At 23.4% G+C, this 17,874-nt stretch carries 16 protein-coding genes and 2 tRNA genes (1 of these 18 only partly in view); 10 read left to right on the top strand and 8 right to left on the bottom strand.

All coding sequences use genetic code 11. The features are described 5' to 3' along the window. The 4 genes from clpX to SMPYRVIR_RS00345 form a co-directional block, all read left to right on the top strand. Window positions 1-896, top strand: partial view of an ATP-dependent Clp protease ATP-binding subunit ClpX gene (gene clpX / locus SMPYRVIR_RS00360; protein ID WP_246980474.1) — the 3' portion only. Its footprint begins 319 nt before the window's first position; only the last 896 of its 1,215 coding nucleotides appear in the window; its start codon lies beyond the left edge, outside the window; it ends in the stop codon at window positions 894-896. 4 nt (window positions 897-900) lie between these two features. Further along, the gene (mutS, locus tag SMPYRVIR_RS00355; protein ID WP_246980472.1) at window positions 901-3,444 is read left to right on the top strand and encodes a DNA mismatch repair protein MutS; all 2,544 of its coding nucleotides are present in this window, start codon (window positions 901-903) and stop codon (window positions 3,442-3,444) included. Window positions 3,445-3,524: 80 nt separating this feature from the next. After that, window positions 3,525-3,598 (top strand) — tRNA-Gly (locus tag SMPYRVIR_RS00350). A 4-nt stretch (window positions 3,599-3,602) separates the two neighbouring features. Continuing rightward, window positions 3,603-3,689 (top strand) — tRNA-Leu (locus tag SMPYRVIR_RS00345). A 9-nt stretch (window positions 3,690-3,698) separates the two neighbouring features. On the opposite strand, the gene SMPYRVIR_RS00340 is transcribed toward SMPYRVIR_RS00345, so the two are convergent. Genes SMPYRVIR_RS00340 through SMPYRVIR_RS00325 form a run of 4 tightly spaced genes read right to left on the bottom strand, consistent with a single transcriptional unit; the run spans window position 3,699 to window position 5,744 of the window. Further along, window positions 3,699-4,325, bottom strand: coding sequence for a translation elongation factor Ts (locus SMPYRVIR_RS00340; RefSeq protein ID WP_246980471.1), 627 nt, complete (start codon window positions 4,323-4,325; stop codon window positions 3,699-3,701). A 20-nt stretch (window positions 4,326-4,345) separates the two neighbouring features. Next, window positions 4,346-5,053 carry a 30S ribosomal protein S2 gene (gene rpsB, locus SMPYRVIR_RS00335; protein WP_246980470.1) on the bottom strand — a complete coding sequence of 236 codons (708 nt, stop codon included), beginning with the start codon at window positions 5,051-5,053 and terminating at the stop codon, window positions 4,346-4,348. 5 nt (window positions 5,054-5,058) lie between these two features. Next, on the bottom strand, window positions 5,059-5,439 hold the full coding sequence (gene rpsI / locus SMPYRVIR_RS00330; RefSeq protein ID WP_246980469.1) for a 30S ribosomal protein S9: 381 nt from the start codon (window positions 5,437-5,439) through the stop codon (window positions 5,059-5,061). Beyond that, on the bottom strand, window positions 5,439-5,744 hold the full coding sequence (locus SMPYRVIR_RS00325; RefSeq protein WP_246980468.1) for an uL13 family ribosomal protein: 306 nt from the start codon (window positions 5,742-5,744) through the stop codon (window positions 5,439-5,441). The genes rpsI and SMPYRVIR_RS00325 overlap by 1 nt, the downstream gene beginning before the upstream one ends. 341 nt (window positions 5,745-6,085) lie before the next feature. Here SMPYRVIR_RS00325 and dnaK point away from each other — a divergent pair, with 341 nt between their 5' ends. The 4 genes from dnaK to rplT all read left to right on the top strand — a co-directional run bounded on the left by dnaK (window position 6,086) and on the right by rplT (window position 9,142). Further along, entirely contained in the window at window positions 6,086-7,963 is a 1,878-nt protein-coding gene (dnaK, locus tag SMPYRVIR_RS00320) for a molecular chaperone DnaK (RefSeq protein ID WP_246980467.1), read from the top strand. A 62-nt stretch (window positions 7,964-8,025) separates the two neighbouring features. Further along, a complete protein-coding gene (infC, locus tag SMPYRVIR_RS00315) occupies window positions 8,026-8,580 on the top strand; it encodes a translation initiation factor IF-3 (protein ID WP_246980450.1) in 555 nt (184 codons plus the stop codon). A 10-nt stretch (window positions 8,581-8,590) separates the two neighbouring features. Next, entirely contained in the window at window positions 8,591-8,797 is a 207-nt protein-coding gene (gene rpmI / locus SMPYRVIR_RS00310; RefSeq protein WP_246980448.1) for a 50S ribosomal protein L35, read from the top strand. A 3-nt stretch (window positions 8,798-8,800) separates the two neighbouring features. Beyond that, a complete protein-coding gene (gene rplT / locus SMPYRVIR_RS00305; RefSeq protein WP_246980446.1) occupies window positions 8,801-9,142 on the top strand; it encodes a 50S ribosomal protein L20 in 342 nt (113 codons plus the stop codon). Here rplT and SMPYRVIR_RS00300 read toward each other — a convergent pair. Continuing rightward, window positions 9,129-9,581: a peptide deformylase gene (locus SMPYRVIR_RS00300; RefSeq protein WP_246980444.1), complete on the bottom strand. Its 453-nt coding sequence runs from the start codon at window positions 9,579-9,581 to the stop codon at window positions 9,129-9,131. The genes rplT and SMPYRVIR_RS00300 overlap by 14 nt on opposite strands. Window positions 9,582-9,690: 109 nt before the next feature. On the opposite strand from SMPYRVIR_RS00300, the gene SMPYRVIR_RS00295 reads away from it, so the two are divergent. Next, a complete protein-coding gene (locus tag SMPYRVIR_RS00295; protein WP_246980442.1) occupies window positions 9,691-10,749 on the top strand; it encodes a branched-chain amino acid aminotransferase in 1,059 nt (352 codons plus the stop codon). Here the strand turns inward: SMPYRVIR_RS00295 and mnmA are convergent, their stop codons facing one another. From mnmA to SMPYRVIR_RS00280, 3 genes are read right to left on the bottom strand one after another with little or no spacing between them, the layout of a single operon-like run. Then, complete coding sequence (gene mnmA, locus SMPYRVIR_RS00290; RefSeq protein ID WP_246980440.1) at window positions 10,750-11,922, bottom strand: tRNA 2-thiouridine(34) synthase MnmA; 1,173 nt, start codon at window positions 11,920-11,922, stop codon at window positions 10,750-10,752. It lies immediately after the preceding gene. Window positions 11,923-11,975: 53 nt separating this feature from the next. Continuing rightward, window positions 11,976-13,064, bottom strand: coding sequence for a DnaJ C-terminal domain-containing protein (locus tag SMPYRVIR_RS00285; RefSeq protein WP_246980438.1), 1,089 nt, complete (start codon window positions 13,062-13,064; stop codon window positions 11,976-11,978). Between the two features lie 8 nt (window positions 13,065-13,072). Next, on the bottom strand, window positions 13,073-13,657 hold the full coding sequence (locus SMPYRVIR_RS00280; protein WP_246980436.1) for a nucleotide exchange factor GrpE: 585 nt from the start codon (window positions 13,655-13,657) through the stop codon (window positions 13,073-13,075). Between the two features lie 721 nt (window positions 13,658-14,378). Here SMPYRVIR_RS00280 and ileS point away from each other — a divergent pair. Then, window positions 14,379-17,873, top strand: a complete 3,495-nt coding sequence (ileS, locus tag SMPYRVIR_RS00275; protein ID WP_246980434.1) for an isoleucine--tRNA ligase — start codon at window positions 14,379-14,381, stop codon at window positions 17,871-17,873. The last annotated feature ends 1 nt before the right edge of the window (window position 17,874 follow it).

The following is a 17,874-nucleotide window of genomic DNA, read 5'->3' as shown; positions in this document are numbered from 1 at the left end:
AAAATAAAATAGAGATTAATAAATCTAACCTATTAATAATAGGAAATACAGGTACAGGAAAAACTCTTTTTGCTAAAAGCCTTTCTAGATTTTTAAATCTGCCTTTAGCAATAGTTGATGCTACTTCATTGACGGAAGCAGGTTATGTTGGAGATGATGTAGAAAGTATATTAGCTATATTATTGCAAAAAGCTAATTATGATTTAAATTTAGCTGAAAAAGGTATAATTTTTATAGATGAAATAGATAAAATTTCTAAAAAAAACCTTAATAATCCTTCAATTACAAGAGATGTTTCAGGTGAAGGAGTTCAACAAGCTTTACTTAAAATTTTAGAAGGTTCACAGGTTAATATTTCAACACAAATTGGTCGAAAACATCCTGAAAAACAGATAGTATCTATAAATACCAAAAATATACTTTTTATATCTGGTGGGACATTTGCAGGATTAGAACAAATAATCTATAACCGATTAAATTTTTCTCAAATTGGATTTAAAAATAAAAGACAAACTAAAAAAAAAGATATATTTAATAAATTAAAATCAGAAGATTTAATTAATTTTGGTTTTATTCCAGAATTAATAGGGAGATTCCCTATAATATGTCATTTACATAATTTTACTAAGAAAGAATATAAGCAAATTTTATTTTCACCTAAAAATTCTATATTAAAACAATATAAAAATCTGTTTAAATTTGATAAGATGGATTTTATATTTACGAAAAATGCTACTAATTCAATAATTAAGAAGGCAATTAAATTAAAGATTGGGGCTAGAGGCTTATATTATATATGTGAAAAGATATTTAATAAATATACATTTTATTTAGAAGGTTTAAAAAATAAAACAATTAAAATTACTAAAAAAGTAATAAATAAAATGATTTTATAAGAAATTGAAAGCCATTACTCCTTTAATGAAACAATATAATGAAATAAAAAAGAAATTCCCTAATAGTATTGTCTTATTTAAAGTTGGAGATTTTTATGAAATCTTTGGAAAAGATGCTATCAAGTGTTCTAAAGTATTAAATATAGTTTTAAGTAAACGTCATAAAAAATCTGCTACTGAATTAGCCGGTTTTCCTCACCATTCTATAAATAATTATTTACCAAAATTAATAAAAGCAGGTTTTAAAATAGCTATTTGTGATGAACTAGAAAAAAAAGAAAAAGAAAATAAAGTAATTTTAAAAAGAGGAGTAACAGAAATTATTACACCGGGAGTAGTAACTAATAGTGAAGTTTTAGATGCTAAAACAAATAATTTTTTATGTGCTATATACTATAAAAAAAATTCCAAAATAATTGGAATATCTTTTTTAGATATTTCAACTGGAGAATTTTTAGTTGGAGAAGGCTGCCAAAATTACATTAATCAAATTATTAACAAATTATTACCTAAAGAGATAATTTATCCCAAAAAGAAAAAAAATTATATAAAATATATATTAAACAATAATATACAGTTACAGAGCTTAGAAGATTGTTTTTTTTCTTTTAATTCTGCTTACAAAAATTTAATTCAACATTTCCAAACTAATTCCTTAAAGGGATTTAATATTCAAAAGCTTTTTTTGGGTATTACTTCAGCAGGTGCCATTTTGGATTATGTATGTAATATATGTAATTACAAAATTAACCATATTAATTCGATTAAAAGAATTGATTTAGAGAAATATCTTAACATAGATAATTTTTCTTTCGACAATTTAGAAATCCTTACATCTAAAAATGAAGATGCAGTAACACTATTAAAAATTTTAGATTTTACCTATACTCCAATGGGGAGTAGATTAATAAATAAATGGTTAAGATTTCCACTTAAAAATATAAAAAAGATTAAATCTAGACAAAAAATATTATATGAATTTTTAAAAAACAATAAAATAGTAAAACCAATAAGAAAAAAACTAAAACAAATTTCTGATTTAGAAAGATTAACAGCCAAAATAGTTAACTTAAAAGCTACTCCATATGATTTATTAATATTAAAAAAAACATTAAAAAATATAATAGATATAAAAGCTATACTTTTAGATTCAAAGAGTAAAAGTTTTAAAAAACTTGCTAAGAAAATTCGAAATTGTAATAAAATATACCGAGTCCTTGAAAAAGTATTATTTGCAGACGCTCCAAAGAATCTAAATAAAGGAAATGTGATAAAACATGGAATTTCCAAAGAATTAGATAAATTAAGAAACGTAGTTACTAATAGTGAAAAAACCATTTTAAAAATTTGTGAAAGAGAAAGAAAAGACACAGGAATAAAAAATCTAAAAATAAACTATAATAATATTTTTGGATATTATATAGAGATTAAAAAAAAAATTAAGATAAAAATTCCCAAAAAATGGAAAAGAAAACAAATTTTAGCTAATGTAGAAAGGTATATAACCGAAGAATTAAAAAATTATGAATTAAAAATAAAAATTGCTCAAGAAAATATAAGAAAAATAGAAAATAAGATATTAGAAGATATAACTAATTTTTTATTAGAAAAATTATACAATAATCAACATAATTCCAAATTAATAGCCAAAATAGATGTAATACTTTCTCTAGTAAAATGTGCTCAAAAATATAATTATATATGTCCTAAATTTAATAAAAGTTTTAATATTTATATTAAAGGAGGTAGACACCCTGTAATTGATTTTAAAATCAACTCTAATGAATTTACTTATGTTTCAAATGACATTTTTATAAAAAGAGAAAAGAAACAAATATTTATAATAACTGGTCCAAATATGGCTGGAAAATCTGCCATTTTACGTCAAACAGCTATAATAATAATAATGGCTCAATTAGGTAGTTATATACCTGCAAAATATGCTGAAATTGGAATAATAGAACAAATTTTTATAAGAGTAGGAGCATCAGATAATATTTCAATTGGAGAATCAACCTTTATGCGTGAAATGAATGAAACTGCCAGCATTTTAAATAATATCTCAGAAAGAAGTCTAATATTACTAGATGAAATAGGTAGAGGGACTAGTACTTATGATGGGATTTCAATTGCTTGGGCAATAATAGAATTTTTGCATAATCACCCTAAAAAACCCTTGGTATTATTTGCTACTCATTATCATGAATTAAATAATATGATTTCTTATTACAAGAGAATAAGAAATCTTAGTCTTTCAGTTAAAAAAATAAATAATACTCTTATATATACAAGAAAATTATTACCATATGGTTGCCAAAATAGTTACGGAATTAATGTGGCTAAACTTGCAGGTATTCCTAATATCATAATAAAAAGAGCTAAAAAAATATTGATTTTCTTTGAAAAAATGAAAAGTTTTGAAAAAATGAATATTTATATAAATTATAAAATAATAAAAAATTTCTTTTGTAAATTAAACCTTAAGAAGATTACGCTAGCTTCTTTAATAACAAGTTTAAAAAAAATAAAATTATTTTTTAAAAAGTAAAGTAATAAAAATATAAATATATTAAAAAATAAAAATAAATAAAAATAAAAATAAATAAAAATAAAAATAAATAAAAAAGTGCGAGAATAGCTCAACTGGTTAGAGTATTACCTTGCCAAGGTAAGGGTTGCGGGTTCAAATCCCGTTTTTCGCTTAGAGCCTGGATGGTGGAATGGGTAGACACGCAGGACTTAAAATCCTGTAGCTTTAAATAAGCTGTGTGGGTTCAAATCCCACTCCAGGTATTCATTCTCTTAAAGACTTAAGACTTTATAATTAACAAGTTTTATATTTTTATATAATAATAATTTTGGAAAACTCGTATTATAATTAGTATTACATACTAATTGTATAGCTATATTTTTTGAGATTTGTTCCAAATTTGGAATATAATTTGAGAACCCAATTAAAGCTGCTTTATTACAACTATGATGTATATAAAAATTAACAAAAGGGGCTTCAATAAAAACAATTGTTTTTAACTCAATATATTCATTAAAAATATTATTTGAGAAATAATTTACTATTTTAAATAGTGGTAATTTATTCAGAATTTGATATTTTAGTATATCTTGTTTCTTTTTAGCAAATAATGCAACATCCAAGATAATATTAGCTAATTTTTTAAAAATATCGTTTTTAGTTACAAAATCAGTTTCTGTAGCTATTAGCATACCTACAGCTTTATTTTTCTTTTTATTTCTTCGGCATATTATAAAACTTTCTTTTAAAGAATTTGTTTTTATATTATTTGAATTATTAATCAAAAAATTAATCGCTAAATTTAGTCTTCCTTTGGATTTAATAATTGCCTTTTGACAAGCCATAATAGAGACTCCAGTAATAGATCTTAACTTTTTAATCTTTTTAAGATTTTGCATAATACGTAATATAGGTTTTATTATTTGTTATTTTTATTTTTCAAGTATAAATCTATTCCTATTTCGATAGCATTAGCTATATAATATAAAATTAGGTTAATTGACTTAGAATTATCATCATTACCAGGAATAGGAAAATTAATTTGATCAGGGTTAGAATTAGTATCAGCTATTCCAACTATTGGAATTCCTAATTTTAAGGCCTCATTAACTGCTGGTTTCTCTTTGTTTATATCCACAATAATGATACAATCTGGTAAAACCTGGAGTTGACTAACAGTACCTAAGTTTTTTTTTAATTTACTATGAACTCGTGAGATTAGTAATCTTTCTTTTTTGGATATTAAGTTATATAGTCCTAAAGACTTATTTTTTTCTATTACATTCATTTTAGAAATTGATTTTTGTATTGTAGAAAAATTAGTTAATAATCCACCCAGCCAACGTTCATTAATATAAGGCATATTAATCTTTTGAGCATAATAAGCAATTATATTTTTAGCTTGTCTTTTGGTTCCAACAAATAAAACTACCTTCCCTGAAGTAGCTATTTTCTTTAAATAATTACAAGATAAGCATAATTTTTTTATAGTCTTATAAAGATCGATTATATGTATCCCCTTATTTTTACTTAAAATATAAGGTTTCATTTTTGGATTCAATTTAGATATAGAATGTCCAAAATGAACTCCAGCTTTTAAGAAATTAGAGAATTTGAATTTATACATAAAAATTACCTTTTTGAAAATTGAAAATTCTTACGAGATTTCTTTCTACCATATTTTTTTCGTTCTACCATTCTAGAGTCACGAGTAAGTAATTTATTTAGTTTTAAGATTTTTCTAGAAGATTTATGGATTTTACATAAACTTCTAGATAGAGCTAAGATTATAGCTTCAGCTTGACTAGTGACTCCTCCCCCATATATATTAATATAAATATCAAATTTCCCATTATTATTAGTTAGTTCTAATGGTTTAAAGATTTTATTCTTAAAACCATAGGTACTATAGTTTTTATTATTAATAATAATTTTACCAGTACCTGGTTTAAGATATAATCTTGCTACTGAAGTTTTTCTACGACCTATAGAATTAGAAATATATTTTTTCATTAAGAAAAATATTTAACATTACTAACATTTTTAATATTATGTCTATTATTAGGAAATATATATAAATTTTTTATTTTTTTTTTAAAAGAATTTTTAGGTAACATACCTAATACAGCTTTTCTAATTAGAAATTCTGGTCTTTTTTTTATTAATTCAGATACTTTCTTTACTTTTTTACCTCCTGGATATCCACTATAACTAATATAGGTTTTATTATTTGTTTTACTCCCTAAAAGAATATGTTTAGCGTTAATAATAATAACTTTATCTCCACAACTTAGAAAAATTAATTTGATGTTTTCCAATAATTATACAAGCAATAACAGATGCTACAAGCAATAACAGATGCTAAACGTCCTAGAGTTTTATTAAAGGCATTAAAAATATACCAATTAATTGGTTTTTTCACTGTCTGATATAATTTTATTTTGATTTTTAAATACGATTATATTATATTATATTATATTATATTAATCTTAATATTATATATAATTAATTATATAATTAATTATATAATTAATTATATTATATTATATTATATTATATTATATTATATTATATTATATTATATTATATTATATTATATTATATTATATTATATATAATATAATTAAGTCTATTAATTAAAAAATTAATTGAATTTAACATGAATAAAATAATAGGTATAGATTTAGGTACTACTAATTCTTGTGTTTCAGTTATTGAAGTAAATGGTCCAACTGTTATACCAAATTCTGAAGGCAAACGTACAACTCCATCTATAATAGCCTTTATTGAAGAAGGAGGAGAAATGAAAATAGGTGATCCAGCTAAACGCCAAGCAGTAACTAATCCTAAAAATACTATATTCTCTATTAAACGTTTTATGGGAAGAAAATATTCTGAAGTAATTGAAGAATTAAAATATGTACCCTATGAAATTATTAAAGGTGAAAACGATACTCCAAGAGTAAAAATAGAGAAAAAATTATATTCTCCACAAGAAATATCTGCAATGATACTTCAAAAAATGAAAAAAACTGCAGAAGATTACTTAGGATATAAAGTGACTAAAGCAGTAATTACAGTACCAGCATATTTTAATGATTCCCAACGTCAAGCCACTAAAGAGGCTGGTGAAATTGCTGGACTAGAAGTAGAACGAATAATCAATGAGCCAACAGCAGCTGCTTTAGCTTATGGCTTAGATAAAAAGAATAAAAATAAAAAAATAGTAGTTTATGATTTAGGTGGTGGAACTTTTGACATTTCAATTCTTGAATTGGGAGATGGAGTTTTTGAAGTATTATCAACAAACGGTGATACTCATCTCGGTGGAGATGATTTTGATAAAATTATAATCAATTGGTTAATAAAAGAATTTAAAGCAGAACAAGGAATAAATCTTGGGAATGATCCTATTGCACATCAAAGACTAAAAGAATCAGCAGAAAAATCCAAAATTGAACTTTCTTCTAGTACTAAAACAGAAATTAATTTACCTTATATAACTGCAACAGCAACTGGACCAAAACATTTAGTTAAAACCTTAACTAGAGCAAAATTTGAAGAGTTATCTGATCAATTAGTTAAAAGATCTATTTTGCCTTGTAAAGATGCTTTAAAAGCTGCAGATTTAAAAGTAAAAGATATAAATGAAGTTATTTTAGTAGGGGGATCAACTAGAATACCAAAAATTCAAGAAGAAGTAGAGAAATTTTTTCAAAGAGTACCTTCAAAAGGTGTTAATCCAGATGAAGTCGTAGCTATTGGTGCTGCTATTCAAGGTGGAGTATTAGCAGGTGATATAAAAGATGTTTTATTATTAGATGTAACTCCATTGTCTTTAGGAATAGAAACCTTAGGAGGTGTTTTTACTAAATTAATAGAATCTAACACTACAATACCAACTAGAAAATCAGAGATATTTTCTACAGCAATTGATAACCAATCAGCTGTAACAGTTAAAGTGGGACAAGGAGAAAGACCACTATTTAAAGATAATAAAGAAATTGGGCAATTTGATTTAGTTGACATTCCTCCAGCTCCTAGAGGTATACCACAAATAGAAGTATGTTTTGATATAGATGCTAATGGTATTTTAAATGTTTCTGCTAAAGATAAAGGAACTGGAAGAGAACAAAGAATTAGAATTCAAGCTTCTTCTGGTTTAAGCAAAGAAGATATAGAAAAAATGAAAAAAGAGGCCGAAAAAAATTATGAAAGAGACGAAAAATTGAAAAAAGAAATCGATCAAATTAATTATGCGGATACATTAATTTTTCAATCTGAGAAATATATTAAAGAATATGGAAAACAATTAACTCCTGACAAACTAAAAAATATAGAAACTTATTTATTAAAATTAAAAAAAGCTACAAGTAATAAAAACTTTATAGATATTGATAAATATGTTGAGAAGATTAATAAATTTTGGGCAACTTCACAAGAAATTTTTAATAAAAACGAAACCGATAATATAAATAAAGAAAAAAAATCTAGTGATTCACAAGTACAAGATGTAGATTATGAAGAGGTTAAATAAAAACAACCCGTCAGCTAAAAGCTAGACTAATCTTATCAAGAAAAATAAGAAAAATAAAAAATTTGAGAATAAAAAAAAAAATAAAATATAAAATAAATTCTGAAATAAGATCAAAAGTAGTCAGATTAGTTGGAAAAAACATTAAACCAAAAGTTTACCCATTAAAACAAGCTTTAAAAATAGCCAAAGATCTTTCTCTAGATTTAGTAGAAATTAATCCAAAAGTTACTCCGACAATTTGTAAAGCAATGAATTTTAGTAAATTTTTATATAACTTAAAAAAAATGAAAAAAAAATATAAAAAAAATGTAATTTTGACTAAAGAAATAAGACTAACTTCTCAGACTAATATACATGATTTATCGTTTAAAATAGAAAATGCTAAAAAAATATTAAAATCTAATAATAAAGTTAAATTTTATATTTTTTTTAAAGGGAAAGGGATATTTTACAAATATTTAGGAGAAAAAATGTTATTAAAATGTATTGAACTACTTAGTAATATTACAAAAGTAGAAATTCCACCAAGAATAGAAGAAAAAAAAATGTTTATAGTATTAATACCTAAAGTTTCACATACAAATACAACTACAACTAAAGTACAGAAACTAAACTAAAGGAAACTAAATGAAAATAAAAAAAAAGAAATTAAGAAGGAAATCAAGTTTAAAAAAAAGAATTAAAATAACCAGTAAGGGTTTACTCAAAAGAAAAAAAGCTTTTAAAAATCATATATTAACTAAAAAATCTAATAAAAGGAAAAGAAGATTATCTAATTTAGAGATAATCAAAAATTATCTAAAAAATAAAATAAAAAAATTATTATTATTATAATATATGCCAAGATCAGTTAATTCAGTTGCAGCTAAAAAAAAAAGGAAAAAGATTTTAAAACTAGCAAAAGGTTTTTATGGTGCTAGAAGTAAATTATACACTGTTGCAAAAAATGCAGTAGAAAAATCTAGGTGTTATTCATATATAGGTAGAAAACAAAAAAAACGTAATTTTAGAAAGCTATGGATTATTAGAATTAATACTGCTGTTCGAAAATTTGGTTTAAATTATTCTAATTTTATTAAAAAATTAAAAAATAATAATTTAAAATTAAATCGTAAAACGATATCAAATCTTATTATTAATGAATATAATATATTTAATAAAATTATTAAAGAATTATAAGTTTTCCATTTATATGATCATATTCATGTAAAATAACTCGAGCTAAAAAACCTTTTATAAGTAGATTATGTCGTATCCACTTTTCATCAAAATATTCAATTAAAAGGATTTCTTTCCTTTTAATTCTATAAAAACTTTTCGGTAGACTTAAACAACCTTCGCAATACTCTTTATAAACTCCAAATTGTTTTAAAATTTTAGTATTTAAAAAAATGTTTTTTCTTGAATCAAAATAATTGATTATAAATAATCGCAAAGAAATCCCAATTTGAGGAGCAGATAAACCTACTCCTCTATACTTAAGTAATGTATTAAACATATTTTCAAGTAATGTATTAAACATATTTTCAAAGAGACCTTCGAATAAAATATTCTTTTTTATCTTTTTACATTTTTTATGTAAAATTTTATCTCCATATTTAATAATTTGTAAAATCATTAAGATTAAGATTAAGAAGAAATAAAAATCTTAATCTTTAATAGTAATAGTAATAGTAATAGTAATAGGAATAGGAAGAAACTATTAATCTGAAGAAGAAAGTTACTATATGCGTATTGAAAAATGCAAAATATCTAGTATAGATAAAATTAATTGGGAGATAGATATTCCTTTTGGGAAATATTTTTCTGATCATATATTATATTGTGAATATAAAAATGAAAATTGGAATGAAGCTATAATAAAACCATTTAGTAATTTTAGTTTTTCTCCAATTACTTTAGTTTTTCATTATGGTCAAGCAATTTTTGAAGGGATGAAAGCCTTCAAAGATAAAGAAAAAAATGTTTTTTTATTTAGACCTTTAGAAAATTTTCATCGTTTTAATATTTCGGCTAAACGTTTGCAAATGCCAACTATTCCATATAATATCTTTTTTGAAGGATTAATTAATTTATTAAAATTGGATAAGGATTGGATTCCAATTAAATATGGATATTCATTATATATAAGACCATTTCTGATAGCAACAGATGGTCTATTATCAGCCAAACCAAGTTCAAATTATATGTTTTTAGTTATTTGTACCCCTGTAAATAATTATTATTCAAGACCATTAAAAGTTAAAATAGAACAAAAATACAGTAGATCTTCTAATGGTGGAATTGGCTTTATTAAAGCAGCAGGAAACTATGCAACTTCATTTTTTCCAACTCAAAAAGCAAAAGAAGAAGGTTATGATCAAATTTTATGGACTGATTCAGGGACACATTCCATTATTGAAGAATCTGGTACTATGAATGTTTTTTTTTATATTAAAAATTGTCTTATTACTGCACCAGCTGACGATAAAATTCTTAATGGAATAACTCGTAAAAGTATTATAGATATAGCAAAAAGAAATAAAATTAAAGTAGAGGAAAGATACTTAACTGTTGAAGAATTAAAATACTATTTAAAAAAAAAATTAGTTAATGAAATATTTGGGAGTGGTACTGCTGTAATAATTAATCCTTTAAAATTAATTAGTATACAAAACAGGAATTATATATTACCTTCTTTAAATAAGAAAAAAAGAATTTCTTATTTTTTTAAAAAATCTATCTTAGATATACAGCATAATTTATCCAATGATCCTTTTAAGTGGCGATTTAAAATCTCAACTTAATCAACTATACAAGCAAGAACAAATTAATTCATTTCTAAAATACAATACTATATATTGTCCTTCTGTTAGTGCTCGTTGAGGTGAATGAAAATAAATATATATCCCTTGTTTAATATTATATAAACTTGCCATTTGAAAGCTTTGTCTTGATCGTATCTTAGTTTTTACTTTAAAAGGATTGTTTTTATCAACTAAATTTTTATATTTTTTATAAATCCAATTAATATTTTCTTTTTTTATAAAAATTACTGAATTAAATAAGCCAGGATGGTTATTCCCTAGTCCGACATATAATATATTTTGTTTTAAATCTTTCTCTATAACAAATATTGGTTTACTTAAGCCTCCAATTTTGAGACCCTTTCTTTGTCCTTTTGTAAAATAATATACACCTTTATGATAGCCTATTATTTTTCCGTATTTAGGTCTATATTTTATTTTTTGTGATAAAATATATAATTTTTCAATAGTAGATAAACCATATAATATCTTTTTTTTATAAACTTTACATTTTTTATTTATAATTATAATTTTTCCTAATTTATTATTTATTTTTTTATTAATAACTGTAGCCAAATTAATTTTTCCTAAAAAACAAATTCCTTGAGAATCTTTTCTTTTAGCATTAATTAATTTAGCATATTCGGCTATTTTTCTAACCTTTTCTTTATTAAGTTTGCCAAGTGGAAATAATGATTTTTTTATTTGATTTTGATTTAAATTACATAAAAAATAAGATTGATCTTTTTTATTATCTAAAGCAGTAAATAGTTTATAAATGGTTTTTCCGGCTATACATGTTTTTTTTTTTCTTACGTAATGACCCGTAGCAATATAATCTGCTTTTAAAATTACTGATTTTTTTATAAAAATATTGAATTTTATTTTATTATTACATAAAACATCGGGGTTAGGGGTTTTCCCACCAATATATTCATTAATTGTATAATCAAAAATTAGTTTTTTATAATAATTAGTTATATCAAATATATAAAATGGTATCCCAAGCTGTTGAGATACCATAAGAGCTGATATACTTTCTTCTTCCCAATCACAGAAAGAATTTTTATAATTAAGATATATTCCTATTACTTCGTATCCCTTTTTCTTTAATATTAAGGCTGCAACACTTGAATCAACGCCTCCAGATAAACCAACAATTACTCTTTTCATATTTAATATTTAATCTTTAACATTTATTTTTTCTTTTATTTTACTCGTTTTACTCAAAAAAAATACTCTTTATTATTTTTAGTTTTTGGTATAAAATTAGGATCATTTTTAATTTGTTTTAAAAAAAGTCGTTGTTCACTATTTATTTTTTTAGGAATCCAAATATTTATATTGACAAATAAGTCTCCTCTTCCAAATCCTTTTATTTTTGGTAGTCCTTTTCCTTTTAATCTTAAAATTTTTCCTGGTTGAATTCCTGGTTCTATTTTCACTCTGGCTTTCCCAGTTATTGTAGGGATATATTCAAATGTTCCTAATATTGCTTTGGGGATTGATAAATACAAATCATATGATAAATTATCCCCATCTCTATTTAAGTTTTTATGTGGTATTTCTTCTACTATAACAATTAAATCACCTGGTACACCAATACCAAAAACTGGATCGTTCCCTTTACCTAATATTCTCAGGTGCATTTTATTCCTTGCACCAGCTGGAATTTTAATATTTATTAATTCTTCAACTTTCTTTAGACCTTGATTATTTACGCCTAGTGGAGTATTTTTTATTATTTTACCTAACCCTAAACATTGATTACAAGTTATACTAGTTTGTATTCTACCTAAAAAAGTACTAGTATATTTATTAATATTGCCTGTTCCTTCACAATAATCACAACTTTTAAAGTTTAAATTTTTGTAAAATTTAAGTCGTTTAACTTTTACTTTTGTTTTTACGCCTTTATAAATTTCCCATAAATCTAATTTAATTTTAATTCTTAAGTCTTCTCCTCTATTCCTATTTTCAGGATTTTCTTCTTCAAATTCTGTGAAACCACCACCTAATGTATCATTAAATATATCTCCAAAATTAGATAATATATCTTCTATATTTATATTATTACTTTTATTATGATATTCTTGATGATGTCCATATTGATCGTATGTATTTCTCTTATTTTTATCACTTAATACATTATAAGCTTCTGCAGCTTCTTTGAATTTTTCTTCAGCCTCTTTTTTATTTTCTCTATTTTTATCTGGATGATATTTTAATGCTAATTTTCTGTATGCTCTTTTTATTTGATCAAGAGTTGCATCTCTATTTACTCCAAGTATTTCATAATAATCTTTTTTATTCATTTATTTTTTTATTTTCCTACAATTACTTTAGTATATTTAATTATTTTGTTTTTAAAACTATATCCTGATTCTATTATGTGTAATATTTTTCCTTTCAATTCAGTTTTTTTTATAGTTTGTATTGATACGGCTTCATGAATATCTGTATTAAAAACATCTCCTTTTTTCGATTTGATTTTTTTTATCCCTTCTTTTTTTAAAAGGTTCCATAATTTTCTATTTATTATTTTTATTCCTTCCTTATCTTTCTTGCTATCTTTCTCTTTCTTGCTATCTTTCTCTTTCTTGCTATTAAAGCATCTATTAAAATCCTCTGCTAAACTTAGCAATTCTAATAATAAGTTTTTATTAGCATTTTCTATTATTAGCTTTTTGTTTTTTTCTATACGTTTTTTATAATTTTCAAATTCAGCAAGAATTCCTATTAATTTATTAATTTTCTTTTTTTTATAATTATTAAAGTTTAACATTAATTTTATGATTTTTTCTTTGTTTTTAATATTACTATGTTCAATATATTTAATTAGTTTTAATAAAAGTGATTTTTTTTTGTTGTTCTTTTTAATTTGATGATTCTTGTTATTCATTTGCATTTGTTTCTATTTTTTTGTTTTGTTTTGTTTTGTTTGTTTCAACTAAACTAAACTAAACTAAACTAAACTAAACTAAACTAAACTAAACTAAACTAAACTAAACTAAACTAAACTAAACTAAACTAAACTAAAGGAAAAAAACTAATTCCTAATTCCTAATTCCTAATTCCTAATTCCTAATTAATTAATTAATTAATTAATTAATTAATTAATTATTATAATAATTCTAATAATTAATTATAATAATTATAAGAATTCTAATAATTCTAATAATTATAAGAATTCTAATTCTACTTCTAATTATCTTTATCTTTCTTTAATTATCTTAGTCTAGACGTAAGTACAAGTACAAGTACAAAGTAAAGTACAAACATAAGTAAGTAAGTAAGTAGAATAGAAAGTAAAGTAGAATAAGTAAGTAGAATAAGATAAGATAAGTAAGTAGAATAAGTAAGTAGAATAAGTAAGTAGAATAAGTAAGTAGAATAAGTAAGTAAGTAGAAAGTAAAGTAGAAAGTAGAATAAGTAAGTAGAAGACAGAGACAGACTTAGAAGACTTAGAAGACAGACTTAGAAGACAGACTTAGAAGACAGACTTAGAAGACTTAGACTTAGACTTAGAAGACAGACTTAGAAGACTTAGACTTAGAAGACAGACTTAGAAGACAGACTTAGAAGACTTAGACTTAGAATAAGAAGAATATATAAATAAAAATAAAAAATGGCAAAAATATTCAGAGAATACAATAAGTTAAAAATGTATGAAATTTCAAACGAAATAAAAAAATTTTGGAAAGAAAAAAAAATCTTTAAAAAATGTTTATCCAAAAATTATAAAAAGAATATTGTATTTTATGAGGGACCACCATCAATAAATGGTAAACCAGGTTTACATCATTTATTTTCTAGAACTATTAAAGATATATTCTGTAGATATTTTACATTAAACAATAATAAAGTAAATAGAATAGCCGGTTGGGATACTCATGGGTTGCCAGTAGAATTAGTAGTAGAAAAGAAAATGGGGATATCAAAAAACGATATTAAAAAAAAAATTGGAATAAAAACATTTAATAAAAAATGTAAAAGTCTGGTAAACAAAAATGTTAAAAAATGGAATGAAATTAGTAAGAAAATTGGTTATTGGTTAGACTTCAAAAAGGCATATTTTACTTATGATACAAAATATATAGAAACAGTATGGTGGTTATTAAAAAAAATATATAATCAAAATAATCTTTATAAAGATTTTAAAATTCAACCTTATTCTCCAATTGCTGGAACTGGTTTAAGTACACATGAATTAAATTACCCAGGTTGTTATAAAAACAGAACAGATACTACAGTAATAGCTCAATTCCAAATTAAGAAAAACACTCTATCTTGTAAATTTGATGATATTAAAGATGATATATATATATTATCATGGACGACTACACCTTGGACACTACCATCTAATACTGCATTAGCAATAAGAAGAAATATAGAATATGTTTTAATAAATACTTATAATCCTTATACATTAAAAAAAATAAATATAATTCTTTCTAAGAAAACAATATCTAAAACTTTAGATAGTGGCTTTTTTTTTCTAAGAAATAGAAAGAAAAAAATTACTTTATTTAAAAAAAAGAATAATAAAATTCCATATAAAATTATTAAAACCTTTAAGGGGAAAGTACTTTTGGATACAAAGTATGAGCAACTTATTACTTGGAAAAAACCTTATGAAGGTTGTGAAAAAGCTTTTAAAATCATAGATGGAGACATAGATGGAGATTTCGTCAGTGAATCAGAAGGGACAGGAGTTGTGCATATTGCTCCGTGTTTTGGTGAAAAAGATTTTGAATTGGCTAAAAAAAACAAAATTCCTATGATGATGATAAAGGGGAAAAAAAATACTTTAATCCCTTTAGTAGATAATAAAGGTAAATTTATAAAAAATTTACATCCACTATTTAGTGGAAAATTTATTAAAAAAGAATATGAAAATAATAAAGAAAAATCATTATCAAACGATTTATCAACTGATTTTAAAATCGCTTTATATTTAAAAAAAGAAGAGAAAATTTTTCTAATTGGCAAGCATATCCATTCTTATCCACATTGTTGGAGAACTAAAGCCCCAATATTATATTATCCAATAAGTTCTTGGTTTATTAAAACCAGCAAATATAAAAACAAATTAATTAAATTAAATAAATTAATTAATTGGATACCAAAAAGTACAGGGATTAAACGATTCGAAAATTGGTTAAAAAATTTAAAAGATTGGAATATTTCTAGAAGTAGATATTGGGGAATTCCATTACCAATTTGGCGTTCAACTGCAAATAAAGAAGAAAAAATAATAGGCTCAATTGAAGAATTAATTAAGGAAATAGAGAAATCAATTGATGCTGGATATATGAAAAAAAATCCATTTGAAGATTTTAGAATTGGAAATATGAAAAGAAAAAATTATTCAAAAATAGATCTTCATAAACATACTTTAGATAAAGTTATCTTAGTCTCTAAAAAAAAAATACCACTAAAAAGAGAACCCGAAATTGTGGATGTTTGGTTTGATTCCGGGGCAATGCCTTATGCACAACTACATTATCCTTTTGAGAATAGAAAATTAATAGAAAATAAAATAAATATTCCAGCTGACTTTATTTGTGAAGGTGTAGATCAAACTAGAGGGTGGTTTTTTACTTTGCATATTCTTTCTACTCTAATTTCGAATTCTATTGCATTTAAAACGGCCATTTCCAATGGTTTAATTTTAGATAAATTAGGTAAAAAAATGTCTAAAAATCAGGGAAATACAATTGATCCAATAAAACTATTAAAAAAATATGGTTCTGATCCTATTAGATGGTATCTAATCTCTAATTCTAAATCCTGGGAAAATATTAAATTTGATGAAAAAGGAATAAAAAAGGTAACAAAAAAGTTTTTTGGTACTTTATTTAATTCATATTCTTTCTTTGCTTTATATGCAAATATAGATAATTTTTTCCCCAATGAAATAGAACTTAAAATAGAAAATCTAAAGTTATTAGAAAAATGGATAATTTCTAAATTAAATACTTTAATAAAAGATATATCAATCTATTATAAAAAATATAACATTTTTAAAGTAGCAAAAAAAATAGAAAAATTTGTAATTTTTGATTTAAGTAATTGGTATATTAGGCTTTCTAGAAGAAAGTTCTGGAAAAATGATTATAATGAAGATAAGATTAACGCTTATAAAACCCTTTATACTTGTTTAATTACTATATTTAAAATCTCTTCACCTATTGCCCCATTTTTTATGGAAAAATTTTATAATAATCTCAATATAAAAAAAAAAGAACCTTATGAAAGTGTACATCTAGTTAAATTTCCTCTTTATAGAAAGAAATTAGTAGATAAATCTCTAGAAAAGAGAATGAAATTAGCACAAAATATTACTTCAAAAATATTATTTCTTAGAAAAACAAATAATCTTAAAGTTCGACAAAAATTAACCAAAGCAATTATTCTACTTAAAAAAGAGTCTAATAATATCTTATTATCTAAAGATATCTTAAATTTAATTAAAAATGAAGTTAATGTAAATAAAATTAAAATAAAACAAAATCTTAATAAGATAGCAACAATTGATATAAAACCTAATTATAATTTATTAGGAAAAAAATATAAAAGAGATATTAATTTGATAAATTCTTATATAAAAACAAATAAGAATAAGTTAGAAATAAAAGAAAATATAGATATAAATATAAATAATAAAAGATTTAAGCTATCTATAAAAGAATTTATAATAGATTACAAACCCAAAAACTTCTGGAAATTAAGTATTAATCAAGATTTCATTGTTGGAATAGACTCACAACTCACGAAGAAATTAATTTTAGAAGGCTTATTAAGAGATTTAATAAAAGTAATTCAAAATTTGAGAAAGAAAAAAGGCTTTACTGTTACTCAGAGAATAGTCGTGTATATTAACAGTGAGGATGAGATGTTTTTAATAACTATAAAAAAATATTATAAAAATATAAGCACTGAGGCTTTAGTTAAAGAAGTAATCTTAAATAAAAGAAAGATAAATTTCTATTGTTATGTAAATAACAAAAAAGTTTACATAGCAATTAAAAAATATATTCCAGGTATTAGGTACCAGGTACCAGGTATTAGGTACCAGGTACCAGGTATTAGGTACCAGGTACCAGGTATTAGGTGGTAGG

This window comes from Candidatus Karelsulcia muelleri, assembly GCF_022985615.1.
GTDB classification, from domain to species: Bacteria; Bacteroidota; Bacteroidia; order Flavobacteriales; family Blattabacteriaceae; genus Karelsulcia; species Karelsulcia muelleri_G.
The sequence above is the reverse complement of the archived record's forward strand: the minus strand, read 5'-3'. Positions and strand labels throughout refer to the sequence as shown.

Excerpts from the sequence above, each read along its gene's own strand:
- SMPYRVIR_RS00340 (WP_246980471.1), bottom strand. The coding sequence starts at position 4,325 with ATGCAAAATCTTAAAAAGATTAAAAAGTTAAGATCTATTACTGGAGTC.
- rpsB (WP_246980470.1), bottom strand. The coding sequence starts at position 5,053 with ATGTATAAATTCAAATTCTCTAATTTCTTAAAAGCTGGAGTTCATTTT.
- rpsI (WP_246980469.1), bottom strand. The coding sequence starts at position 5,439 with ATGAAAAAATATATTTCTAATTCTATAGGTCGTAGAAAAACTTCAGTA.
- dnaK (WP_246980467.1), top strand. The coding sequence starts at position 6,086 with ATGAATAAAATAATAGGTATAGATTTAGGTACTACTAATTCTTGTGTT.
- rpmI (WP_246980448.1), top strand. The coding sequence starts at position 8,591 with ATGAAAATAAAAAAAAAGAAATTAAGAAGGAAATCAAGTTTAAAAAAA.
- rplT (WP_246980446.1), top strand. The coding sequence starts at position 8,801 with ATGCCAAGATCAGTTAATTCAGTTGCAGCTAAAAAAAAAAGGAAAAAG.
- SMPYRVIR_RS00300 (WP_246980444.1), bottom strand. The coding sequence starts at position 9,581 with ATGATTTTACAAATTATTAAATATGGAGATAAAATTTTACATAAAAAA.
- SMPYRVIR_RS00295 (WP_246980442.1), top strand. The coding sequence starts at position 9,691 with ATGCGTATTGAAAAATGCAAAATATCTAGTATAGATAAAATTAATTGG.
- mnmA (WP_246980440.1), bottom strand. The coding sequence starts at position 11,922 with ATGAAAAGAGTAATTGTTGGTTTATCTGGAGGCGTTGATTCAAGTGTT.
- SMPYRVIR_RS00285 (WP_246980438.1), bottom strand. The coding sequence starts at position 13,064 with ATGAATAAAAAAGATTATTATGAAATACTTGGAGTAAATAGAGATGCA.
- SMPYRVIR_RS00280 (WP_246980436.1), bottom strand. The coding sequence starts at position 13,657 with ATGCAAATGAATAACAAGAATCATCAAATTAAAAAGAACAACAAAAAA.
- ileS (WP_246980434.1), top strand. The coding sequence starts at position 14,379 with ATGGCAAAAATATTCAGAGAATACAATAAGTTAAAAATGTATGAAATT.